A 20,281-nucleotide genomic window follows, 5' to 3' on the forward strand; every position below is an offset into this window, starting at 1 on the left:
TCGGACTATTTGAATAGTTAGACGCCTTCATTATTTGAAAAATTAGTCGTTTAATCTAGCCCGAATTAAGGTGACTGCTTCAACTTCTCTTGCACCAGCTTCGATTAAAAGAGCGGCCGCATGACGAAGTGTTGTTCCTGTTGTATAAATATCATCGATCAGCATATAGGATTCATTTTTTATGACTACTTCCGGTTTCAGTCTGAATAAAGGAGCAAGTGCAAGCCGTTCTATTTTTGATTTCTTCCCCATCGTTTCGTCGTCTTTTTTTTCTAGTACATCACTATACGAGATACGTGCACATTTTAGTAATTCTTCAACATGTGAAAAAGTGCGCTTAACTTTTCTGTTGGGATGCATCGGTATCGGGATAATATTTGTTTTCGATTTTAATACATTGTGCAATTCATATTTAAATACTTTTGCGAGAGCAATATCCTGTAAAAATTTATATTGATGCAAGTAATCTCTCATCGCGTCATTATATTCATAAAGAGATGTCACCTTTTTCAAAGTAGGATTCTCTATTTGTTGATTGGACAATTTAAATTCTGATAAACACTCTCGGCAGAGAACCATTTCATCATCCAATGCCAATAAAGTTTTCCATGACGGCTTAGTTAAAAGTTCAACATCGCATAAAAGGCATTCTGTCACAAAGAGGCACCGCCTTTATTCAAACGAAGTATTTCCCGCTTGGCATCATCCATCGCGTGCGATATCCCATGATGAAATAGGACAAAATCGCCTGAGGGATAAACTGAAGACCTGCCCACTCTTCCTCCGATTTGAACGAGTGCGCCGCTAGTAAAGATGCCGTGCTCTGCTCCTACTACCGCCACCTGAACATTTGGAATTGTAATGCCGCGCTCTAAAATAGTTGTCGTTAATAATCCAGGAATCTCTTTATCACGAAGTTTTTGCACGAATTCTTTCCGATTTTCATTGGAAGCATGGACGGATTTAATACGACGATCCAAAGTTTTGAATAAAGGCTCCGCTTCTTCCATCAAAATGATGTTATGGAAGAAAATCAGAAAAGGCTCTTCTTTTATCAATCGTTGTTCAGTCCATTTAATGAGTTTCATAGGAAGTTTTTTCTTTTTTATTTTTGCCGAGTAATTCCATAATGATTCATAACGCGGCACCGGAAGCGAGTAACCGTGAAAACGTCGATTGATGGTTGAGACGGAACCTTCTCTTCGCATTTGATAGAGTAGCTTTTTTGATGGCGTGGCGGTCACTGAATGAATGGGCGCATTTTCTTTTGCCGCCTTCTTAACAGCTCGGCGAAGCGTTTCATCAGCCGTATATGGAAACGCATCCGCTTCATCCACGAATATGACATCAAATGCTTCTTGAAATCGGTATAGTTGGTGGGTAGTCGCAAGTATTAGTTGACTTAGTTCATTTTCAACTATCGCCCCGCCATATAAAGCCGCGATTTTTGTAGTTGGAAAAGCGACTCGAAGACGCGGCTCAAGTTCAAGGATGACATCGACTCTCGGGGCGGCAATGCACACACGTTTCCCCTTTAGAAGCATTTTATAAATTGGTTTAAATAGAATTTCGGTCTTCCCCGCTCCGCAAACCGCATGGATCAGATGAGGACGATTTCGAATTGTGCTTTCAAATAGTTCATGAGATGCAATTTGTTGAAGCGGAGTAAGTTTTCCTTCCCATGCCAATAAATGACTCTTCGGAAAAGCTGGTTCAGGTCCGTTCCATGCAATCAGTGTCGTGCAATAAGAAACTCTCCCCATTTTGAGACAATGTCTACAGTACACACAAGGTCCCTCGCATTTTGCGCAATCGAAAACCGTAAATCTGGATGGGGTATTGTTTTGGCATCGATTACATTGGAATATTGTTTTATATAAAAAAGATTTTTCTTTTTTTATTCCTGGAATGACTTTAATATTGCCAGTGGCGATATGTGCATCAATAATGTTTGAATTAAATGGAATGTGTTCGCGCAGCCATAAACGACCTGTCAAAAAACTTTGAACAGCAAAATCAATAACCAAAAAATCACTCGCTTTCTTGGCTGTGAAGGATTTTGAGATACAATCGTTATGGTAGAAGTTTGAGAAACGTGGTATGTTTTACATAAGGAAAATGACAATAAAAGGGGGATTTGCAAATGGAGCTTATTCGTTACGAACAAAAGGGGAATCTTGCTTACGTCACGTTAAACCGACCGGAAGCAATGAATGCATTTAATTATGACATGTTGGTTGAATTAGGTCAAATCACTGAAGCAATCCGCATTAATCCAGACATTCGCGTCGTCATTTTCACGGGAGCTGGAGACCGTGCATTCAGCGTAGGCGCTGACTTGAAAGAACGTAAAACGTTGACTGAGTTACAAGTGAAACGAAATGTCTATAAAATCGGCGAAGTCTTTTCATCGGTTGCCTCATTGCCGCAGCCGACAATTGCCATGATGAATGGTTATGCATTCGGCGGTGGAATGGAACTCGCGCTCGCTTGCGATTTCCGAATCGCATCTGAAGACACCATGATGGGATTAACAGAAACCAGTTTGGCCATTATTCCGGGGGCTGGCGGCACACAACGTCTTCCGAGATTAATCGGAGAAACGAAAGCGCTAGAACTTATTTTAACAGCTCGTAGACTGACAGCGGCAGAAGCTTTGGATTATGGAATGGTGACAAAAGTTTCTGAACCGGAAAACTTAGTTAATGAAACTGCAGAATTTGCAGAGTCCATGTTGTCGAACGGGCCGATTGCTTTGCAACAAGCGAAGTTCGCGATCAAGCAAGGTATGAATGCAGACATACATACCGGTCTTGCGATTGAAAGGAAAGCCTATGAAATTACAATTCCAACCGAAGATCGGATTGAAGCATTAACTGCGTTTAGTGAAAAACGCAAACCTTTATTTAAAGGAAAATAAAATTAGTTAAGAGGTTCGATTCCTCTTATCTAGTAAAGGGGGGTAAGCTCCCCCTTACTTATTTTGTAAAAAAAGCAATAATGATTCCCATTATAGTTAACGAGACGGTATGATAGCCTGCACTTATTAAAAACAGCGTGTATTTTCTACCTTCGAAAAAAGTTGGCGACAATTCACGTGCACTCGCAATTCCAACTCCGGCCAAGAATCCAATCAACGCACCCCCGCCGATTGTCACAGAATCTAGCATCGATATAAATAGTGATAGAACGATTGCAGAAACGATGCCAGCAAGTGTCGTCAGCCCGTAGCCGATATTTGCGTTAGATGTTTGAAGTTCTTCCATGCTTTTCCCTAGGCTTTTCATCCATATTTTCGCAAATAATACTGGTGAATACCATAAGGCCCCAATGACCATATTGGCGATGACAGCAAGTACGATTCCTAAAATGCTGAGTTGTGAAAAATCCATTCCTCATTCCCCCCCATAGTAAATGATTTAACAGGTAAATTATAGCATAATATTTTGTTGCATTTTTATTTCGTTGATGGTTTGTAATATATACTCGAGCACTATACCATTGGTTATACATGATAGTAGGCTTTTGAAATGTTTTATCAAAATATAAAAGGATGTTATATATGAATAGAAACGACGAATGGATTGTTAAAGAACAAACGGAGCTATTGAAGTATTTGTATGAAGTATTATCAAATCGAAGCCGGAATTCGGTGAAAGGTATTTTAAGCCGGGGACAAGTTTTGGTGAACGGTAAAGTGTCCACTCAATTTAATGACCCTTTAAATCCCGGAGATCGGGTTCAGATTCAGGAACGCGTTGCCACTAATGAAGTGAAAATGACGGGCGTTACGATTTTGCATGAAGATAATGATTTGATTGTTATCGAAAAAGAACCAGGCTTGTTATCGATTGCATCGGCAGATGAAAGGCACTTGACTGCCTATCGCCAACTCACGGACTATGTTCGGAGTATTAATCCGAAGAACCGCATTTTCGTTGTCCATCGGTTGGATCGCGACACTTCCGGGGTTATGGTTTTCGCGAAAAATAAAGAAGCTCAGCAAACCCTTCAAAATACGTGGCAGGAATCTGCTCGTGAACGAGCTTATATCGCGCTTGTGGAAGGTGCTGTGAAAAAAGATGGAACAGTGACTTCTTGGCTAACTGAAAATAAAACATTTATGGTTTACTCTAGTCCAAGACCGAATGATGGAAAAAAGGCAATCACCCACTACAAAGTGCTCCAATCCAACCGAAATTTTTCGTTGCTGCAAGTGAATTTGGATACTGGCCGAAAAAATCAAATTCGTGTTCATATGCAAGACATCGGTCATCCTGTTGTCGGCGATAAAAAATACGGTTCGCGCAATAATTCAATCGGCCGACTTGGACTTCATGCAAATGCAATTGAAATAAAACATCCATCAACCGGTGAATCAATGCGCTTTGAATCCAAAACGCCTGCATCCTTTACACGGCCGTTTAATAAGTAAAAGATTGATTGCTACTACAGGAACTTTTTAGGACTCCATTTTTAAATATGGGGTTCTTTTTTTGATTCTACTCTACCGTTATTCGGAATTTCATCTCAATTATCATTGTCTGGCATGCTGCTTCCCCCTTTAAATTTTTCTATACTTACGAAGTGAAACGACGTTGATGCTGATAAATAGTAGAGAAAAACCGACTAGAAATGCCAAGTTCAAATAGATGGCATCCCAACCATACCCCCTAACCATCACATTCCGCAACGCTTCGGCGGCATAATAAAGCGGCGTGATATAACCAATCCAACTTAACCAATCAGATATCGTTTCTAAATTAAATAATCCCGAAAAGAACACTTGCGGAATCACGATAATGGGGATGAATTGCATCATTTGGAGCTCATTATTCGCAAAAGATGATAGTAAAATACCGAGTGTCAGTGCTGTTAAAGCTAGGAGTAATGTAATGAGGAGCACATACCCAAATGCCCCTTCCATGACCATACCGAGAACATATATTGCATAAGCAACAATAATAGTCGATTGAATCATTGTAAACAATCCAAATCCCAACACGTACCCGAGCACAATTTCAGAGCGGCGAAGCGGGCTAGCGAGCAATCTTTCTAACGTGCCCGTTGTACGTTCCCGTAAGAACGATACTCCTGCAATTAAAAACACGAAGAAAAAGACGAAAAATCCGACAAGAACCGGCCCGAAATAATCGAAACATGCCCATTTCACTCGAACCGTGAAGGTATTCAATTGACATCAATTGCTCATTATCATTTTTCGAAACAGATGGCAGTGCATTTTGTAACCATTTCATTGTCGCGCCGGAAACGCTTGGATCGCTTCCTTCAAGAACGACTGCAGGGTTATTCCCCTCGAACACTAAATAGCCGTCTATCTTTCTTGCAGCTAAATCTTCTTTCGCTGTTTTTTCATTATCGTAAGTCGTTATTTTTGCATCGTCCCCTACATCCATCTGCTGGACAATTATTTCAGGAACTTTCACAAATCCGATTTCGGGCGTATACTCTTCATTCCCGAACACGAAGTGAAGCATAGTCAAGACGAAAATCGGTGCAACGATGAGCAACCCCATTGTCCGTTTATCGCGAACAATTTGCCGCAATATCCTTTTTGTTAATGCGATAACCCGCATTTTATGCACCTCCATAAACGAGAAAAGCTTCTTCAATCGTTTTCGAATTTGTTTGTTCTTTTAATTCTCTTGTTGTGCCGATTGCGATTAGACGGCCATCACGAATCATGCCGAGTCGGTCGCATTTTTCTGCTTCGTCCATAACATGAGTAGTGACAATTATTGTAATTCCACTTTGTTTTAATAAATCAAAAGCTTCCCAAATGCTTTGTCTTAACACGGGGTCGATTCCGACAGTTGGTTCATCAAGTATTAAAATCTTCGGTTCATGAAGCATCGCTATGGCCAATGACAGTCTTCTTTTCATTCCGCCAGAATAATTGGAAACCAATTTCGTTAGATCATCTGATAATTGTACGAGGTCCATCACTTCTGTTATTCTGCGCGTCTGGTCCTTCCCTTTTAATCCATATAATTCCGAGAAGAATTGCAAGTTCTCTTTTGCGGTAAGGTCTTCATACAATGCATCAGACTGCGCCATGTAACCGATGCTGTTAATTAATTTCAAGGTAGGCATTTTCTTTTGAAATAAATACACTTCTCCAGATGTCGGTAGGTCCAAGCCGGTCAATTGTTTTACGAGTGTCGTTTTTCCAGCCCCCGATGGACCGAGAAGTCCAAAGATTTCTCCTTCGAAAATTTTCAAGTTTATGTCTTCGAGTACTTGCTGCTTCCCAAAACTTTTTGACACGTGATTAATTGAAATGCATTCTTCTATTTTCTGCATTCAATACACCTCTCCTTCTTAGTGAGCTGTCACTATTAATCCAACAAATTTTCAATCATTTCCAAAGTATGCAATCACTCAATTATTTATAGTTTATTTTCAAATATGGTTATTAGTACAAGTCCTATGAATTAAACCACAGATAGTAAGTACGTTCGGACAAATAATAACACCAAGAAAGAGGTGAAATAAATGAATCAAAGACAAGTATTTTCAAATATGCAAACTGCAATGAGTATTGGAGATACCAATGATAATGCCTTAGGTGGCTAGTCATCGTATCTGCCCTTTTGACGGAATTAGCGCTATTAGGAATTCTAGATGCTGAAGAGGACAAAATTAGATTTGCACTTGATATTGCAGATGTAACTGCCGAGGAATTGTCTGATGTAGATAACTCTGTAGCTAACGTACTAGAGCAAATCTGGTGTTCGAAAAACAAATCGCTAAAAAAATCGAGCTAGGTATCGACCTCAGAAATGGCGGAGGGCCGGCGTAAACTGAACAGACGTGTTCAACTACTGATTCTGGCATCTTTGTATATGACGAGGGTGGACAAGCAAGGAGAGGGTTAATCCCTCTCCTATTTTTGTGGTTCTTATATAAATTTTGCAAACCAATCCGTAATCTCTTCTAATCTTGCTATGCGCAAGTTCGGGGTTCCAGTACGCGATAAGTTATGGTCTGCGTCCGGGAAACGCACAAACTCTGTTTCTTTCCCCATGCTTTTCAACGTAATATAAAGCTGTTGTGCTTGTTCGATCGGGCAACGGAAATCTTTTTCGCTATGCAAAATCAATAATGGCGTTTCTACATTTTTCGCGTATTTCAATGGGGAGATATCCCATAGTTTCTCCACATCATTCATATCCGCACCATGCTGCCAGTCGTTAAAGTAATACCCGATATCAGATACACCGTAGAAACTGATCCAGTTCGAAATTGACCGTTGTGTAACAGCCGCTTTAAATTTAGTCGTGTGGCCGACGATCCAATTCGTCATGAATCCGCCGTAGCTTCCACCTGTCACACCAAGTCGTTCCGCATCAATCCAGTGATTTTCTCCGAGGACGAATTCTAGTCCAGCCATAATGTCTTCGTAGTCCCCGCCGCCGTAATCGCCGCGCACAGCATCAACAAACTCCTGACTATAACCGTGACTTCCACGAGGGTTTACGTATAATACACCATAACCTTGAGCCGCTAAAACCTGCATTTCATGGAAAAATGAATTTGCATACATTGCAGCAGGGCCCCCATGAATTTCAACGATCAATGGGTATTTTTGTCCTTCCTCGAAGCCCGCCGGTTTCATCAGCCAACCATGGACATCCCAATCCTTTGCTCCTTTATAAACAATCGCTTCCGGTTCTACAAGTTCAACTTCTTCCAAATATGATTTATTAACAGAAGTTAACGCCACTCGTTTCCCCGTCCCGATTGTTTGTTTATATAAATCGCCAGGATTTACCGCATTACTGACCGTCACGAGCGCAAATCCGCCGTCCATAGACACGTCATAGCCGTAAATATGTTCATTTTCAGGAGAAGCTGGATACACAGCGCCGTCAAGCGATGCGAAATAAAGTCGTACATCGCCCATTGTCGTTAATTGAAAATATAGCTGATTGTCTTTAGTCCAGACTACGGCGGGCGCGTTTGCCCCTTGTTGATGATCCGCAACCGCATAATCTCCAACCGGAGCATCGATACTTTCAGTTAAGCAAACAGTGCTTCCGTCTTCACTGTCATAGACATACAATTTGGCATGCGTTGCGTTTTTGAAAGTATTATCAGAACCTGTATAAGCAATATAGCGATCATCATGCGAAAATACTGCACCGCCGAAATAACCATTTTCATCAACTAGCACAGTTTCTTCTTTCGATTCGACATCGACTATGTATAGTGGTTGACGGAATTCGAAGTCTTGATTTTCCTTGCGATTTACTCCCATAACAAGTTTCTTCCCATCATGTGAAATCGCTTGAAGAGCAAACTGATGATTTCCTTCCGTGAACTGTGCAACTTCGCCCGATTCTATATCTACAACACCAATCTGGCGGTAGGAATCTTGCGGGAGTAGTCCGATGCCATCCATTTGATATTTCATTTTTGTCACTCGATACGGTTTTGGCTTTTTCTTTTCATCTATTTCTTCCTTATCCGTAAACGTCTGGCCTTCTTTTACAACCGCATTGACCCAAATTTTTTTTCCGCATGGCGACCAAAGAAAACTTGTCACGCCTTTTTCAAATGCTGTCAGCTTCTTCGCTTCCCCGCCCCGAGCATGCAAGATGAAAACTTGATTCTTCTCTACACGGTTGGACAAAAAAGCAATATGCGTTCCATCGGAAGACCAAGACGGAGAAGATACTCTGTCTTGTCCGTGTGTCCACTGTGTTACCGTACTCGATTCCAAGTCTACGTGATATAAATTCGAGACATATTTATTTTCTTCTTGGTCAATATGCGTCTGGATAAATACAGCTTCTTTACCATTCGGCGACAACTGCGGGTTTGTTACAGATGTTAATTCAAACAAATCATTTACTTTTAATTTACGCTTACCCAAGCTTAATTCCCCCTTATTCTTTCTACACCTGCTTATTTCGACATTCGGAGCATTTTTCCTTTATTTCACCGAAAAAAAGTTTAAATAAAGAAAAGTGTATTAACTAAACTTCAAACTACATTTTGGTTATCGCTAAAAATAAAGGACCTTCCTTTTTCTCTGGGAAGGTCCTGCCATTTAAATTTTGACGTAATCTTTCAAAGTGCGTCGCAATATTTTTCCGGTTGTGTTTTTCGGCAGTTCATCCAGAAACTCGAAATGCTTTGGCACTTTGTACTTTGCAAGGCGGCTTCTGCAATAGCGTTTGAGGGATTCAATGTCTTCTTCGACACCGTCTTTCAAAACGACAAAAGCGTGGACCTCTTCGCCGAAATCTGGATCTGGAACTCCGATGACCGCGGCTTCTACAACATCCCTATGTTCAAATAATACTTCTTCTACTTCGCGCGGATAAACATTATAGCCCCCGACAATAACCAAGTCTTTTTTGCGGTCAATAATATAGAAATAGCCATTCTCATCCCGCTTTGCTAAATCTCCTGTGTAAAGCCAGCCATCACGTAACGCTGCTGCTGTTTCTCCCGGCATCTTATAGTAGCCTTTCATGACGTTCGGTCCGCGTACAATCAGTTCGCCAACTTCTCCGTCTGGCACCTCATTGCCAAGCTCGTCAACGACTTTATTCTCGACATTAGTAATATTCGTTCCGATCGATCCAGGAATTCGTTCGCGGTCTGTTGGATTGAAACAGGTTACCGGCGATGACTCAGACAGTCCGTAGCCTTCTGAAACCCTCACATCGAATTTCTGTTCAAAATTATGAAGCAAAGCAACTGGCAATGAAGCTCCGCCTGAAATGGAAAGTCGAATGGAATCGAAGTCTTCCTTTCTTCCTTCCGGGAACTGATACAAAAAATTGTACATCGTAGGAACCCCTGCAAACACCGTCGCTTCTTTTTCCCTCGCAATTTTGAAAACATCCGCGGGACTAAACCGCGGGAGCAACAATATCGTCGCGCCTTTTAATAACGGTGCGTTGACAACGACGGTGAGCGCGAATACGTGGAAGACAGGCAATGTTGCTACGACGCGGTCATCTTCCGAAAACCCAAGATAATCCGCCACATCGCGCGCATTCGAATATATGTTTTTATGCGTCAACATTGCGCCTTTAGGCCTTCCAGTCGTTCCAGACGTATACAAAATGATAGCGGTTTCATTCTCTTCAACATCAACAGGATCTATACCAGTTTTCCCCGCCTCGATGAGCTGTGTAAATGAACGTACTTTATTTCTCACGCTAGCCGGCAATGCAGCAATTTTTTCTGGTGTCTTTGGATCTGTCTCGCAAATAATATAATGCTCGACAGTCGGAAATGCGCCAGCTGCTTGCTCAACAAGCGGCAGTAGCTGGTCTAGCGCAATAACTGCCTTCGCATCACTGTTTTGTACGATGTACGAAATTTCATCCGGTGTATAAATCGGGTTAACCGGAATCGCTGTTGCCCCAATCCGCATCGTCGCATAAAGTGAAATAAGAAAATGCGGCGTGTTTCCAAGTAAAAATGCAATATGGTCCCCTTTTTCAATTCCCAAGTCTTGAAGCGCTGAAGCAAATTTTGAAACTGACAAATCGAATTCTGCGTAAGACGTATCTTTTCCCATGAAATGATAAGCAATTTTTTCTGGTTGTGTTGCTGCCGTTTTCTGAACTTGTGAAACTAGATTCATTTCTTCGCATCCCCTTTTCTGTTGAATGAGTATTCATTCAGAAACTATACAATTATTATTATATAAGAATAATTAAAATAATACAATCACATTATGCAATTAAGCACCGAGAACTTAGCTCGGTGCTTTAATATGGGCTAGATAACGCCAACGAATTAAATAGAAATAACCGATCTGCAAGACTGTAAAGCCGATCAAAACCAAAACTAATTCCTTCACAATCGAAATTTCTGCAAGTGCATCCCAGACGACTTGCAAAGACAAAAAGGCAAATGAACTGTGTAGCATAGCTACTCCCCACGGAAAGAAAAATTGAGGGATCAGTTGTCGGTTGACAATCTTTTTGAATTCCGGGTCCGTTAAGCCTAATCGCTTTAACACGTCGAACTGTTTTTTATCTTGTTCTAGCCGTGTATACAAACGGAAATAGATGAAACTCCCCGCTGCCAGTAGAAATACAGCCGCCAATAATAGCCCGATAAATAATAAAAGTGAAAATGTCGTCCGGATAATTGAATAATTAAGTCCCGGATTATCGAAAGAATACGGCAGTGAACTCGACACGCCGGTTATGAAAGTATCGTTTATCGTGTCATTGATAGAAAGACCGATGTCTTTTGTTTTTTGCCATTCGGGAATGTAATACGCATAATACGTAAACGACGGTGCTTCATTCATGGTTCCCTTTGCAAGAACAGTCGAAAAATCTTCGTCATTCAAAATAATGGCATTGGTAGAAATGGAGTATGACGCAAATAATTGATAAGGATATGCCCCGTCAATTGTAATCGATAAGTCGCTATTTTGAAGCGTCGTTTTTACGGTTCGATTGTTTAAGCTTTCATAGGAAGATGGTGACGGCGGTAAAAATATCGCCTGCCCCTTATTTAGTTGAATGGACAAATAGTCAAACTCACTCGCTAATTCATTTATATCCGAGACGCTAATAATGTCGACAGAACTTCCTGAATAAGTTGAACGCTGCTCCAATACAGGAATTTGTTTTCGTGAGAATTGGATATCGCGTTCTTCGAGTTCTCTGTTCAGCATGCTCGTATGCTCTTCTTCAAGCTCGTTTCCTTCATAGCTTATATAAATCAGACCTAAAGGATTCATCTCACGGTATTGAGAAGCGAACGAGGCTAATGATGCCAGTATCCCTACCGACATAAATGCAACGGTAGAAACAATCGTCACGATGAAAAACATCCGAGCATTTTCCCGTAGCCGCACGATTCCCTCCGAAATCGACAGCAAACGGAAATTACGCCAGTAAATTCTTCGACTGCTTCTGAGCTTATGTAAAAACATAGGAACCGAATCTGTAAAAAAGTAAAATGTACCAATCGTAGCGAGCGGCGGCAAGAAATAAAGAAGCACAAGAACAATCGAATTCGAAGTCGATGCCGCCATCACGTATGATACTCCTAGAAAAATAATCCCTATATAACCTTTCGCCTTCGAATAGACATAAAGCTCTTTTTCATTTCCATCGCCGCGCATAAGATCCGCTATTTTTCCGGACTTAATAAACACCGGGGCGATGAGTGAAATTACAATAAATAAACTTAAAAAAGCGCCGATCGTAAGGACAAACGGTTTCCACGATAAATAAAGCGGCAAGGCTGGCAACAATACAATTTCTTTCACAATCATGAAAAAGAACTTTGAAAAAGTAAAACCTAAAATAATTCCAATTCCAATCGACGTAATGCCAATTAATAACGTTTCAATAAATATGAGTCGATTGATTTGCCGTTTTTCCATCCCAAGATGTAGAAGGATTCCAAATTCCTTAGAACGTGCTTGCAGAAAAGCCCGCATGGAATAAAATAAAAAGAAAGCCGTAAATACAAATAATATAATTTCCGCGATTCCCATGCCGATTATCGCGATTTCCTGGATAAAACGATCTTCAATCGTCGGATGAAACAATAACATTGAGTACAGAAAAAACACCATCACTGAAAAAACGCTCGCCATAAAAAAAGCAGCGTAAATACGGCGATTTCGAACTACATTACGGTAGGCGAACTGACGAAAAGTCATTCGAGTGCCCTCCCAAAAGTGAAAGCACATTTAAAATCCTTTGGAAAAAAGTTTGTCTGCGCTCATCTTTATAGATTTCATTAAAAAACTCGCCATCTTTAATAAATACCACTCGATCACAATAACTTGCTGCAATTGGATCATGAGTCACCATAATGATAGTAGTTCTGTCTGTCTTATTTACCTCACTTAATAATTCAAGGACGTCTTTTGCTGAAGCCGAATCAAGATTTCCGGTCGGTTCATCCGCCAGAATGATTTTTGGTTTATGGACAAGCGCACGACCAATAGCTGTCCGTTGTGCTTGTCCCCCCGATAATTCATCAGGGCGTTTATCTAGGATTTTACTTATGCCTAGTCGATTCGATAATAACGATACACGTTGTTCCATTTCTTCGATTGAATATCCATCTAATGTCAATGGCAAAACAATATTCTCCTCGACCGTTAGCATATTCAATAGGTTGATTTCTTGGAATACAAAACCTAGGCTGCTTCTTCGAAAGAGTGCCAAATTATTTTCCGATAATTTTTCCGGCTCAACATTATCGATTAAAACACGGCCATATGTCGGTATGTCAATTGAGGAAATTAGATTCAGCAGTGTCGTCTTTCCACTTCCCGACGGTCCCATGACGGCCACAAATTCTCCTTCCAACGCTTCAAAAGTCAGTTGATTTAATGCACGGTGCATTACTTTCCCCTCATAAATCTTCGTTACTTCCTTCAATGTCACGATTGGTTTCACTGCCCACTTCCTCCTTCCCTTCAACATTCTCGAATAATAAGGATACAGTGGTTCCTGTACCTAATTCAGATTCGATTTTCAGCGGGTGCCCGAGTTTATTGCAAACCTCTGAGGCAATATATAATCCCATTCCAGTCGATTCGCCCGTAAGTCTTCCATTTTCCCCCGTAAAAAATGCCTTTGTTACGCGATTTAAGTCTGACGCTGGAATTCCGACACCTTCATCGCGAATGATAAGGGAAATCCCTTCCCCTAAATTTTCTGCAGTCAAAAATAGTTTCTTGTTTTTTTCAAATGTATATTTCACAGCATTTGTTATAAATTGACCGAGTACAATTTTAATCCATTTTCGATCCGTAATCACTACAAGATTTTCATCGATTAGTACATTAGGAAATACGCCGTTGGTAATCAGTAATCGTTTATGTTCAGTGACCACTTCTTGAACTAGTTGTTTTAAGTTCGCGCGTTCAATTGTCATATCTCGTTCAAATGTTTCCAGTCTAGCATTGACGAGCACTGTGTCAAGACCAAAATGTAGGCGTTCAATTTCTTCCTTTATACTATCTCGGTCGATTTCCTCTTCTTCCAATAAAAGACTAATAACAGAAATCGGGGTTTTCATTTGATGCACCCATTGGTTCATAAATTCGGTTTGCCGACTTTGAGCAGAATACAGTGATTGCACTTCATCCTGATAAATCTTATATAAAGCCCGTGTATAAGCCGCGGTTCGAATATGCTCCGGACCTTGTGTGTGGCGAATTAGCGCGTCTTCCATCTTTTCCGGAGTCATGACGATCGCTTTATAAAAAAAACGCCGAATTACATATTTTCCGCTTAGATAACCAAAGGTCAGTAATAGACTAATAATAATCGAATAGATGGCTGTGTTATAATTTCTAAATCCATCCAACCAAAACAATAAAAGAAGAAATAATATGAGTGCAATTTGAAAGAGGATAAATGATAAATGATCTTTTAGAAAAAGCTGCACTGCTTTCATAGCTCTTCCTGCGCTGGAATGAAACGATAACCAGCCCCTCGAACAGTTTCGATAGTCGATTTGACATGATAATCTGCAAGTTTTTTCCGGACTCTTGTCATGTTGACGTTAAGTGTATTTTCATCGACAAAAGTTTGGTCGTCCCATAGTTGCTCGAGCAAGATTTCGCGGGAAATCACTTTCGGTGAAGCTTCAAGCAGCAGTTCTAAAATAGCGCATTCTTTTTTCTGCAATGGAACAATTTCATCACCGACATGAAGCTCCATTCGTTCTATATATAAATTGAGTGCCCCTAGCTTAATTGTTCGCTCCGAATGGCCTGATGCGTATTCTCCAAATGATCTGCGTAAATGACTCCTAATTTTAGCAAGAACGATTTCATAGTGAAATGGCTTCGTAATAAAATCGTCGCCGCCGTTTTCAAGAGCAAAGACCTGATCCATGTCGCCTGAACGCGCGGATATGAAAATGATTGGGCATGTGGTGTGTGTGCGTAATTGACGGCACCAATAATAACCGTCGTATGAAGGTAAATTTATATCAAGAAGGATTAAATGCGGGTCAAATGCGAGGCATTCTTCCGTTACCCGATCAAAGTCGTCGATAATAGCTACGTCATATTGATATTTCCGTAATGTATCCGCAAGTAACTGTGCAATTTTGCGATCGTCTTCAACAATGAATATACGATGTTTTTCCATAGTTCATTCCCCTTTCACCAGTATTCCTATTATAACCTAGATAACGCCCTAATGCCTGCTTCGCTTCTTCCTATAATATGGATTTAATGTGTGTAATATAATTCAAAAAACTGAAAAGGGAGCGCATAAAAAGTTGAACCAGAAAAGTACAGAAGCGATATCGCCTCTGTACCTGTCTGAGAGTATTTTAAAAAAGCCATTATTCAAGAAAGATACAGTTTAATCTTTCCCTAGCGCCGAAGCGTGTTTCAAGAGCAACACTTAATAACAAGGTCTTTTTCGATAGAAGGCCCTACATTCATTCATTAATAAATCAGCTGTAAAAACTCTTCCTTAGTTATTCCGCCAAGATATGTAGAAATATCTAGATCCGATACCGCCTCGCTGATTGATTCGCGGTTGTATTGAACGCCTATTAATTTTTCCGTAATGACTCCGACTTCTCCTACACCGAAAAAGTCGCCGAAAATGACAACGTCTTTAATAATTCCTTTATCCACTTGCAGTCTAACGTCAATGCTTCCGACTGGGAAACGGTGGGAGTGCTGCATGTTGAATTTAGGCGATTTCCCGAAGTTCCAATCCCAGTTAGCATAACGTTCCTTTGATAATTCATGGATATTTTCCCAATCCTCTTCTGTTAATTCGTGGTATTTAATATTTTCTTCACCACCGAAAATTGAATTCAAGATTTCTTGTCTGAACTGTTCAATCGTCATCGGTTCTTCAAGAAATTCTGAAATGTTTGCGACACGGCTTCGAATTGATTTGATACCTTTCGATTCAATTTTATCTTTCCGAACTTTTAGGGCTGACACTACCGTATCAATTTCTGTATCAAACATTAAAGTCCCGTGGCTAAACATGCGGCCTTGAGTTGCAAACTGCGCGTTTCCGGAAATTTTTCGACCATCTACAAGAAGATCGTTTCGGCCGATCAATTCTGCTTTAACTCCCATTTTTGCGAGTGCTTCAACGACTGGTTCAGTAAACTTCTTGAAGTTGCGGAATGATTCTCCATCATCTTTCGTGATAAAACTATAATTCAAGTTCCCTAAATCATGATACACAGCGCCGCCGCCGGAAAGACGACGAACAATTTTAATGCTATTTTCTTCAACGAAATCAGTATCAATTTCTTCAATCGTGTTTTGGTTTTTCCCTATGATGATTGATGGCTCGTTGATGTAGAACAGAAGAAATGAATCTTCGTTTATATCCATCGTTCGAAGCACGTACTCCTCTATCGCAAGATTAATTTGCGGATTTGTAATTCCTTTATTGTCGATAAAATGCATGTCTATCGCTCCTTCTTTAATGATTCACTTCTATTTTATCTGAAAACTAAAGAAATGTATTGACATTTGATTCACTGTTATAATACACTACTATTAATAGCCGCAGTGCTAGTACAGGGAAGGAGATGATGGCCGATGTTAGTAAACGTTATCGAATTTTTTAAAAATTTACCTGCGAAAGTTTGCGTTAACTGCAAGCAAGAAATTGCGGAGCAGCACGATTGCTACACGAACAAATGCACTAAATGTAACGTACTATAAGGGACATAGACTACTACCCTTTCACGATTACTAGCAAAGGAGATGAACTAGATGATTGAAAACATTATAGAGTTCTTTAAAAACTTGCCTCCAAAAAAATGTACGAATTGCGGTGAAGATATTGTTGAACAACATGAATGCTATGGAAACAAATGCGATTCGTGTAACGCTTTATAAAAATAATTAGCAGCTATGGAACTAGTAAAATTCCGATAGCTGCTTTTTTCTTCAAATATTAACTTAGTCATTCTCCAACAAATCAGGTCGATCAGTAAAAATTCCTTTTGCTCCGATTCTCTTCATATCCCGTGCCGCATCTTCATCTTGCACATCTGCTGCATAAACGAGCAAACCTTTATGATTCATCTCTTGTATGAAGGCCTGATTGAGCAACTTGTGTCCGACACCGATAGCCGAGCTATAGGTTAATAGATCATCTATTTCTTCTTTTGAAAGTTCCGCAGTTTCGCCTTCATCGAATGGTATTAATTTCAACAATGGAATATCTTTATTCAATTCATGCACTTGTTTTAGCATTTTTTCATAGAACGAATGAACAAACACTTTTGGTTCCTTTTCATTATCTTTATTTATCATTTCGTATTCTTTCAACAGGTCTACAAGTTTTTCTTCAATGCCATGATTTGTTTTAGACTCTTTTAATTCAATCATGAAATTCAATTGGTGACCAAATTGGTCGAATACTTCACGCAATGTGGGGACTTTATAAGCTTCCGCCTTTGGATTTCTTTCTTTTTCCTTATTTCCATAGTTCGCAGATAGCTCCTTTAGTTGGGCAAGTGTATAATTTCCGATATCTCCGCTTCCCTCTGTTGTCTTCGCTACGTCTTTATCATGCATGACGACTATTTCACCGTCTTTTGTTAAATGGATGTCCAGTTCTATGTAATCGGCATTCATTTCTTCTGCGAGTTCGTAAGATGCAAGCGTATTTTCCGGCGCATAAGCTGATGCACCTCGATGCGCGATAATTTGGAAGTCTTTATCTGGCGTTTCTTCAGTATCAATCTTTTCTTGGCTGCATCCCGCCAACAAGAAAATGACAGAAATGGCGCCAATGATTATTTTATTCAATACGATCGTCTCCTTTCTCTTCTATTTTCCCCTTCTTCAGTAAAAAAAACTTGCAAAAAAATCCACCAATAGCATGCAGAACATGCTACTGATGGATTTCAAAAGCTATTAAAATAACTCTTCGATTATTTCTTTTACGGCAGCTTTTCCTTGATCGACACAATCGGGTAATCCGACGCCATCATAAGATGCGCCTACTAATTTCACGAGTGGAAATTCGTTCTGAATCTCAGCACGCGCAGCATCGATTCTTTCCTGATGACCTACCCTATATTGCGGGCGATCATGCTTCCAACGAGTAATCACCGTGAATTCCGGTTTTCCTTTAATGTTGATAATTCTATTTAAATCTGCCAGCACAATTTTCTCAATTTCTGCATCGGGCAAGTCGACAATCATTTCATCACCTATTCGGCCGACGAATGCACGAATCAGTACTTTCCCTTTTGGCGTTGACGTTGGCCATTTCCGATGTGTCCACGTACATGCCGTAATGGAGAAGTCACCAGTTCTTGAAACAAGAAACCCTGTCCCTTCTTCATCTTGCACAACAGCTTCTTCAGGAAATGCCAGTGCGACTGTCGCAACAGATGTAGTCGGAATTCCTCCCAAATCTTGCAACAAACCATGCGGTGCGAATAAATCACTTGCCATTTTGTGCCCCGTGGTCAGGATTACTGCATCCGCCTCTATGATTTGTCCATCGTTCAATTGAAGTACGGTTTTATTTTCCAATCGTTTAATTGAATCGACGCGAACACCTTTCAAAACTGAATTCGGGTTGAGTTTTTCTTCGATTGCTTCGACTAATGTTTCAAGTCCATTTCGGAATGTGTGAAAGACCCCTTCCCTTTTGGCAGGAAGTCCGTCTTTCTCGGTCACTGGTTTTGGCGCCGATTTTTTCATTCCAAGGATTAAACTTCTGTGCTTTTTCTCAACTTCATAGAATTGAGGGTAAGTCGATTTTAAACTCATTTCGTCGATATCCCCGGAGTAAACACCTGACAAAAGCGGTTCAATCAAGTTCTCAACAACTTCTCCGCCCAAGCGCCTGCGGAAAAAACTACCAAGCGATTGGTCACCAGAAAAGGAGGAACGAGGAATTATTAAATCACCCGCTGCACGTAGTTTACCAGTTAATGAAAATAACTCTGTTTTTAAAAATGGACCCATTTTCGTAGGGATCCCCATCACGGAACCTGCTGGAATCGGATGGAGTTTCCCGTTAACAAAAATATAAGCTTGGCCTGTCGCATTTTTAACGAGTTCATCTTCAATGCCTAGATCTTTTGCCAAAATTCCGATGCTTTTCTTGCGTATAAGGAATGAATCAGGACCGCGCTCAATAATAAAACCGTCACGTCGAACCGTTTGGATTTTTCCTCCCAGACGATTCGACGCTTCAACGAGGAGTACATCGAGTGCAAGCCCTTTTTCCCGCGCTTCTTTTTGCATATAATAAGCTGCGGAGAGTCCTGTAATCCCTCCACCGACAATGACGACTTTTTTACGTTGTTCGTTCATGTCCATCATCACGTACTTTCACTATTATTTCTGTTCTTCGAGTTTCCCAAATACCGCATCGACCATCGCATCGACAAAGAGCGGATCGGTGTTCGGCATAGCCGGACGGTAATAGGAAGCTCCGACCTCGTCACAAACAACCTTGCACTCATAATCATTGTCATAAAGAACTTCCAGGTGATCCGATACGAATCCGACTGGCGTATAGACAAACGTCGTATACCCTTTTTCATTATGCAAGTCACGTGTCATGTCTTGCACATCAGGACCTAACCAAGGCTCAGGCGTTTGTCCTTCACTTTGCCAACCGACTTCGTAATTTTCGACGCCAGCCGCCTCGGCAATTAAATCAGCAGTTTCTTGTAATTGTTCTGGATATGGATCGCCGTTTGCGACGATTTTTTCAGGAAGCGAGTGAGCTGAAACGATTAGGCATGCTTTTGCACGCTCTTCTTCGCTCATGCTTTCATAGGTTCCTCGGATTTTGTCCGCCCAGTATTCAATGAACTTCGGCTCTTTGTACCAGCTTTCGACGGATGTCATTTGAATGCCGTATTTTTCGGCTTCTTCTTTGGCACGTCCATTGTACGACTTAACGGAGAATGTTGAAAAATGCGGTGCAAGTACTATTGATACGGCTTCTGTGATGCCGTCATTATGCATTTGCTCAACTGCTTCTTCGATGAAAGGCGTAATATGTTTTAGACCGATATACACTTTGAATTCTATTGTCTCTTGCACTTCATTCAAACGATTGCATAACGCGTTTGCTTGGTCTTCAGTGATTCTGGCTAGCGGGGATATTCCGCCGATTGCCGCATAACGATTTTGAAGGTCTTCCAACTGTTCAGGTGCCGGCGGACGACCGCGTCTGATATGCGTGTAATACGGTTCAATATCCTCTTCTTTATAAGGAGTTCCGTACGCCATTACCAATAGACCCATTTTCTTTTTGGTCATATTTATCAC

Annotated in this window: 19 protein-coding genes and 1 pseudogene; 5 read left to right on the plus strand and 15 right to left on the minus strand. The window is 40.7% G+C overall.

Going from position 1 to position 20,281, the window contains the following annotated elements:
* Positions 1-42 precede the first annotated feature (42 nt).
* Both G8782_RS05745 and G8782_RS05750 read right to left on the minus strand, forming a co-directional pair.
* A complete protein-coding gene (locus G8782_RS05745; RefSeq protein WP_343034975.1) occupies positions 43-657 on the minus strand; it encodes a ComF family protein in 615 nt (204 codons plus the stop codon).
* Positions 654-1,787, minus strand: coding sequence for an ATP-dependent helicase ComFA (locus G8782_RS05750; protein ID WP_343034977.1), 1,134 nt, complete (start codon positions 1,785-1,787; stop codon positions 654-656). The genes G8782_RS05745 and G8782_RS05750 overlap by 4 nt, the downstream gene beginning before the upstream one ends.
* Positions 1,788-2,143: 356 nt before the next feature.
* Between G8782_RS05750 and G8782_RS05755 the strand changes: the two genes are divergently transcribed.
* On the plus strand, positions 2,144-2,920 hold the full coding sequence (locus tag G8782_RS05755; RefSeq protein WP_172369920.1) for an enoyl-CoA hydratase-related protein: 777 nt from the start codon (positions 2,144-2,146) through the stop codon (positions 2,918-2,920).
* A gap of 58 nt (positions 2,921-2,978) precedes the next feature.
* Here the strand turns inward: G8782_RS05755 and G8782_RS05760 are convergent, their stop codons facing one another.
* Positions 2,979-3,392 carry a DUF1761 domain-containing protein gene (locus G8782_RS05760; protein ID WP_172369921.1) on the minus strand — a complete coding sequence of 138 codons (414 nt, stop codon included), beginning with the start codon at positions 3,390-3,392 and terminating at the stop codon, positions 2,979-2,981.
* Between the two features lie 170 nt (positions 3,393-3,562).
* Between G8782_RS05760 and G8782_RS05765 the strand changes: the two genes are divergently transcribed.
* The gene (locus G8782_RS05765) at positions 3,563-4,435 is read left to right on the plus strand and encodes an RluA family pseudouridine synthase (RefSeq protein WP_246231550.1); all 873 of its coding nucleotides are present in this window, start codon (positions 3,563-3,565) and stop codon (positions 4,433-4,435) included.
* A gap of 129 nt (positions 4,436-4,564) precedes the next feature.
* Here G8782_RS05765 and G8782_RS05770 read toward each other — a convergent pair.
* Together G8782_RS05770 and G8782_RS05775 are read right to left on the minus strand one after the other, a co-directional pair.
* A pseudogene (locus G8782_RS05770) lies at positions 4,565-5,597 on the minus strand (ABC transporter permease).
* 1 nt (position 5,598) lies between these two features.
* On the minus strand, positions 5,599-6,324 hold the full coding sequence (locus G8782_RS05775) for an ABC transporter ATP-binding protein (RefSeq protein ID WP_172369923.1): 726 nt from the start codon (positions 6,322-6,324) through the stop codon (positions 5,599-5,601).
* Between the two features lie 275 nt (positions 6,325-6,599).
* Between G8782_RS05775 and G8782_RS18860 the strand changes: the two genes are divergently transcribed.
* Positions 6,600-6,788 (plus strand): hypothetical protein, encoded by a 189-nt coding sequence (locus G8782_RS18860; RefSeq protein WP_484592859.1) that lies wholly within the window; start codon positions 6,600-6,602, stop codon positions 6,786-6,788.
* Positions 6,789-6,922: 134 nt separating this feature from the next.
* On the opposite strand, the gene G8782_RS05780 is transcribed toward G8782_RS18860, so the two are convergent.
* From G8782_RS05780 to lplA, 7 genes are all read right to left on the minus strand, one after another.
* On the minus strand, positions 6,923-8,899 hold the full coding sequence (locus G8782_RS05780; protein ID WP_172369924.1) for a S9 family peptidase: 1,977 nt from the start codon (positions 8,897-8,899) through the stop codon (positions 6,923-6,925).
* Between the two features lie 177 nt (positions 8,900-9,076).
* The gene (locus G8782_RS05785) at positions 9,077-10,630 is read right to left on the minus strand and encodes a fatty acid--CoA ligase family protein (protein WP_172369925.1); all 1,554 of its coding nucleotides are present in this window, start codon (positions 10,628-10,630) and stop codon (positions 9,077-9,079) included.
* A gap of 114 nt (positions 10,631-10,744) precedes the next feature.
* A complete protein-coding gene (locus tag G8782_RS05790) occupies positions 10,745-12,679 on the minus strand; it encodes an ABC transporter permease (protein WP_172369926.1) in 1,935 nt (644 codons plus the stop codon).
* Positions 12,651-13,373 (minus strand): ABC transporter ATP-binding protein, encoded by a 723-nt coding sequence (locus tag G8782_RS05795; RefSeq protein WP_246231602.1) that lies wholly within the window; start codon positions 13,371-13,373, stop codon positions 12,651-12,653. Before G8782_RS05795 ends, G8782_RS05790 begins: the two co-directional genes overlap by 29 nt.
* A 10-nt stretch (positions 13,374-13,383) precedes the next feature.
* Positions 13,384-14,433: a sensor histidine kinase gene (locus tag G8782_RS05800; RefSeq protein WP_172369928.1), complete on the minus strand. Its 1,050-nt coding sequence runs from the start codon at positions 14,431-14,433 to the stop codon at positions 13,384-13,386.
* The gene (locus G8782_RS05805) at positions 14,430-15,134 is read right to left on the minus strand and encodes a response regulator transcription factor (RefSeq protein WP_172369929.1); all 705 of its coding nucleotides are present in this window, start codon (positions 15,132-15,134) and stop codon (positions 14,430-14,432) included. Before G8782_RS05805 ends, G8782_RS05800 begins: the two co-directional genes overlap by 4 nt.
* A 305-nt stretch (positions 15,135-15,439) precedes the next feature.
* Positions 15,440-16,432: a lipoate--protein ligase gene (lplA, locus tag G8782_RS05810; protein WP_172369930.1), complete on the minus strand. Its 993-nt coding sequence runs from the start codon at positions 16,430-16,432 to the stop codon at positions 15,440-15,442.
* A gap of 135 nt (positions 16,433-16,567) precedes the next feature.
* Here lplA and yhfH (G8782_RS05815) point away from each other — a divergent pair, with 135 nt between their 5' ends.
* Positions 16,568-16,693, plus strand: a complete 126-nt coding sequence (yhfH, locus tag G8782_RS05815) for a protein YhfH (RefSeq protein ID WP_172369931.1) — start codon at positions 16,568-16,570, stop codon at positions 16,691-16,693.
* Between the two features lie 51 nt (positions 16,694-16,744).
* A complete protein-coding gene (gene yhfH, locus G8782_RS05820) occupies positions 16,745-16,870 on the plus strand; it encodes a protein YhfH (protein WP_172369932.1) in 126 nt (41 codons plus the stop codon).
* 63 nt (positions 16,871-16,933) lie between these two features.
* On the opposite strand, the gene G8782_RS05825 is transcribed toward yhfH (G8782_RS05820), so the two are convergent.
* From G8782_RS05825 to hemH, 3 genes are all read right to left on the minus strand, one after another.
* Positions 16,934-17,788, minus strand: coding sequence for a glycerophosphodiester phosphodiesterase (locus G8782_RS05825; RefSeq protein ID WP_172369933.1), 855 nt, complete (start codon positions 17,786-17,788; stop codon positions 16,934-16,936).
* A gap of 108 nt (positions 17,789-17,896) precedes the next feature.
* The gene (hemY, locus tag G8782_RS05830; protein WP_172370236.1) at positions 17,897-19,312 is read right to left on the minus strand and encodes a protoporphyrinogen oxidase; all 1,416 of its coding nucleotides are present in this window, start codon (positions 19,310-19,312) and stop codon (positions 17,897-17,899) included.
* A gap of 24 nt (positions 19,313-19,336) precedes the next feature.
* Positions 19,337-20,272: a ferrochelatase gene (gene hemH, locus G8782_RS05835; protein WP_172369934.1), complete on the minus strand. Its 936-nt coding sequence runs from the start codon at positions 20,270-20,272 to the stop codon at positions 19,337-19,339.
* Between the last annotated feature and the right edge of the window lie 9 nt (positions 20,273-20,281).

Source organism: Sporosarcina jiandibaonis (genome assembly GCF_013184495.1).
GTDB classification, from domain to species: Bacteria; Bacillota; Bacilli; order Bacillales_A; family Planococcaceae; genus Sporosarcina; species Sporosarcina jiandibaonis.

Excerpts from the sequence above, each read along its gene's own strand:
- G8782_RS05755 (WP_172369920.1), top strand. The coding sequence starts at position 2,144 with ATGGAGCTTATTCGTTACGAACAAAAGGGGAATCTTGCTTACGTCACG.
- G8782_RS05760 (WP_172369921.1), bottom strand. The coding sequence starts at position 3,392 with ATGGATTTTTCACAACTCAGCATTTTAGGAATCGTACTTGCTGTCATC.
- G8782_RS05765 (WP_246231550.1), top strand. The coding sequence starts at position 3,563 with ATGAATAGAAACGACGAATGGATTGTTAAAGAACAAACGGAGCTATTG.
- G8782_RS05775 (WP_172369923.1), bottom strand. The coding sequence starts at position 6,324 with ATGCAGAAAATAGAAGAATGCATTTCAATTAATCACGTGTCAAAAAGT.
- G8782_RS05785 (WP_172369925.1), bottom strand. The coding sequence starts at position 10,630 with ATGAATCTAGTTTCACAAGTTCAGAAAACGGCAGCAACACAACCAGAA.
- G8782_RS05790 (WP_172369926.1), bottom strand. The coding sequence starts at position 12,679 with ATGACTTTTCGTCAGTTCGCCTACCGTAATGTAGTTCGAAATCGCCGT.
- G8782_RS05795 (WP_246231602.1), bottom strand. The coding sequence starts at position 13,373 with ATGCACCGTGCATTAAATCAACTGACTTTTGAAGCGTTGGAAGGAGAA.
- G8782_RS05800 (WP_172369928.1), bottom strand. The coding sequence starts at position 14,433 with ATGAAAGCAGTGCAGCTTTTTCTAAAAGATCATTTATCATTTATCCTC.
- G8782_RS05805 (WP_172369929.1), bottom strand. The coding sequence starts at position 15,134 with ATGGAAAAACATCGTATATTCATTGTTGAAGACGATCGCAAAATTGCA.
- lplA (WP_172369930.1), bottom strand. The coding sequence starts at position 16,432 with ATGCATTTTATCGACAATAAAGGAATTACAAATCCGCAAATTAATCTT.
- yhfH (WP_172369931.1), top strand. The coding sequence starts at position 16,568 with ATGTTAGTAAACGTTATCGAATTTTTTAAAAATTTACCTGCGAAAGTT.
- yhfH (WP_172369932.1), top strand. The coding sequence starts at position 16,745 with ATGATTGAAAACATTATAGAGTTCTTTAAAAACTTGCCTCCAAAAAAA.
- hemY (WP_172370236.1), bottom strand. The coding sequence starts at position 19,312 with ATGAACGAACAACGTAAAAAAGTCGTCATTGTCGGTGGAGGGATTACA.
- hemH (WP_172369934.1), bottom strand. The coding sequence starts at position 20,272 with ATGACCAAAAAGAAAATGGGTCTATTGGTAATGGCGTACGGAACTCCT.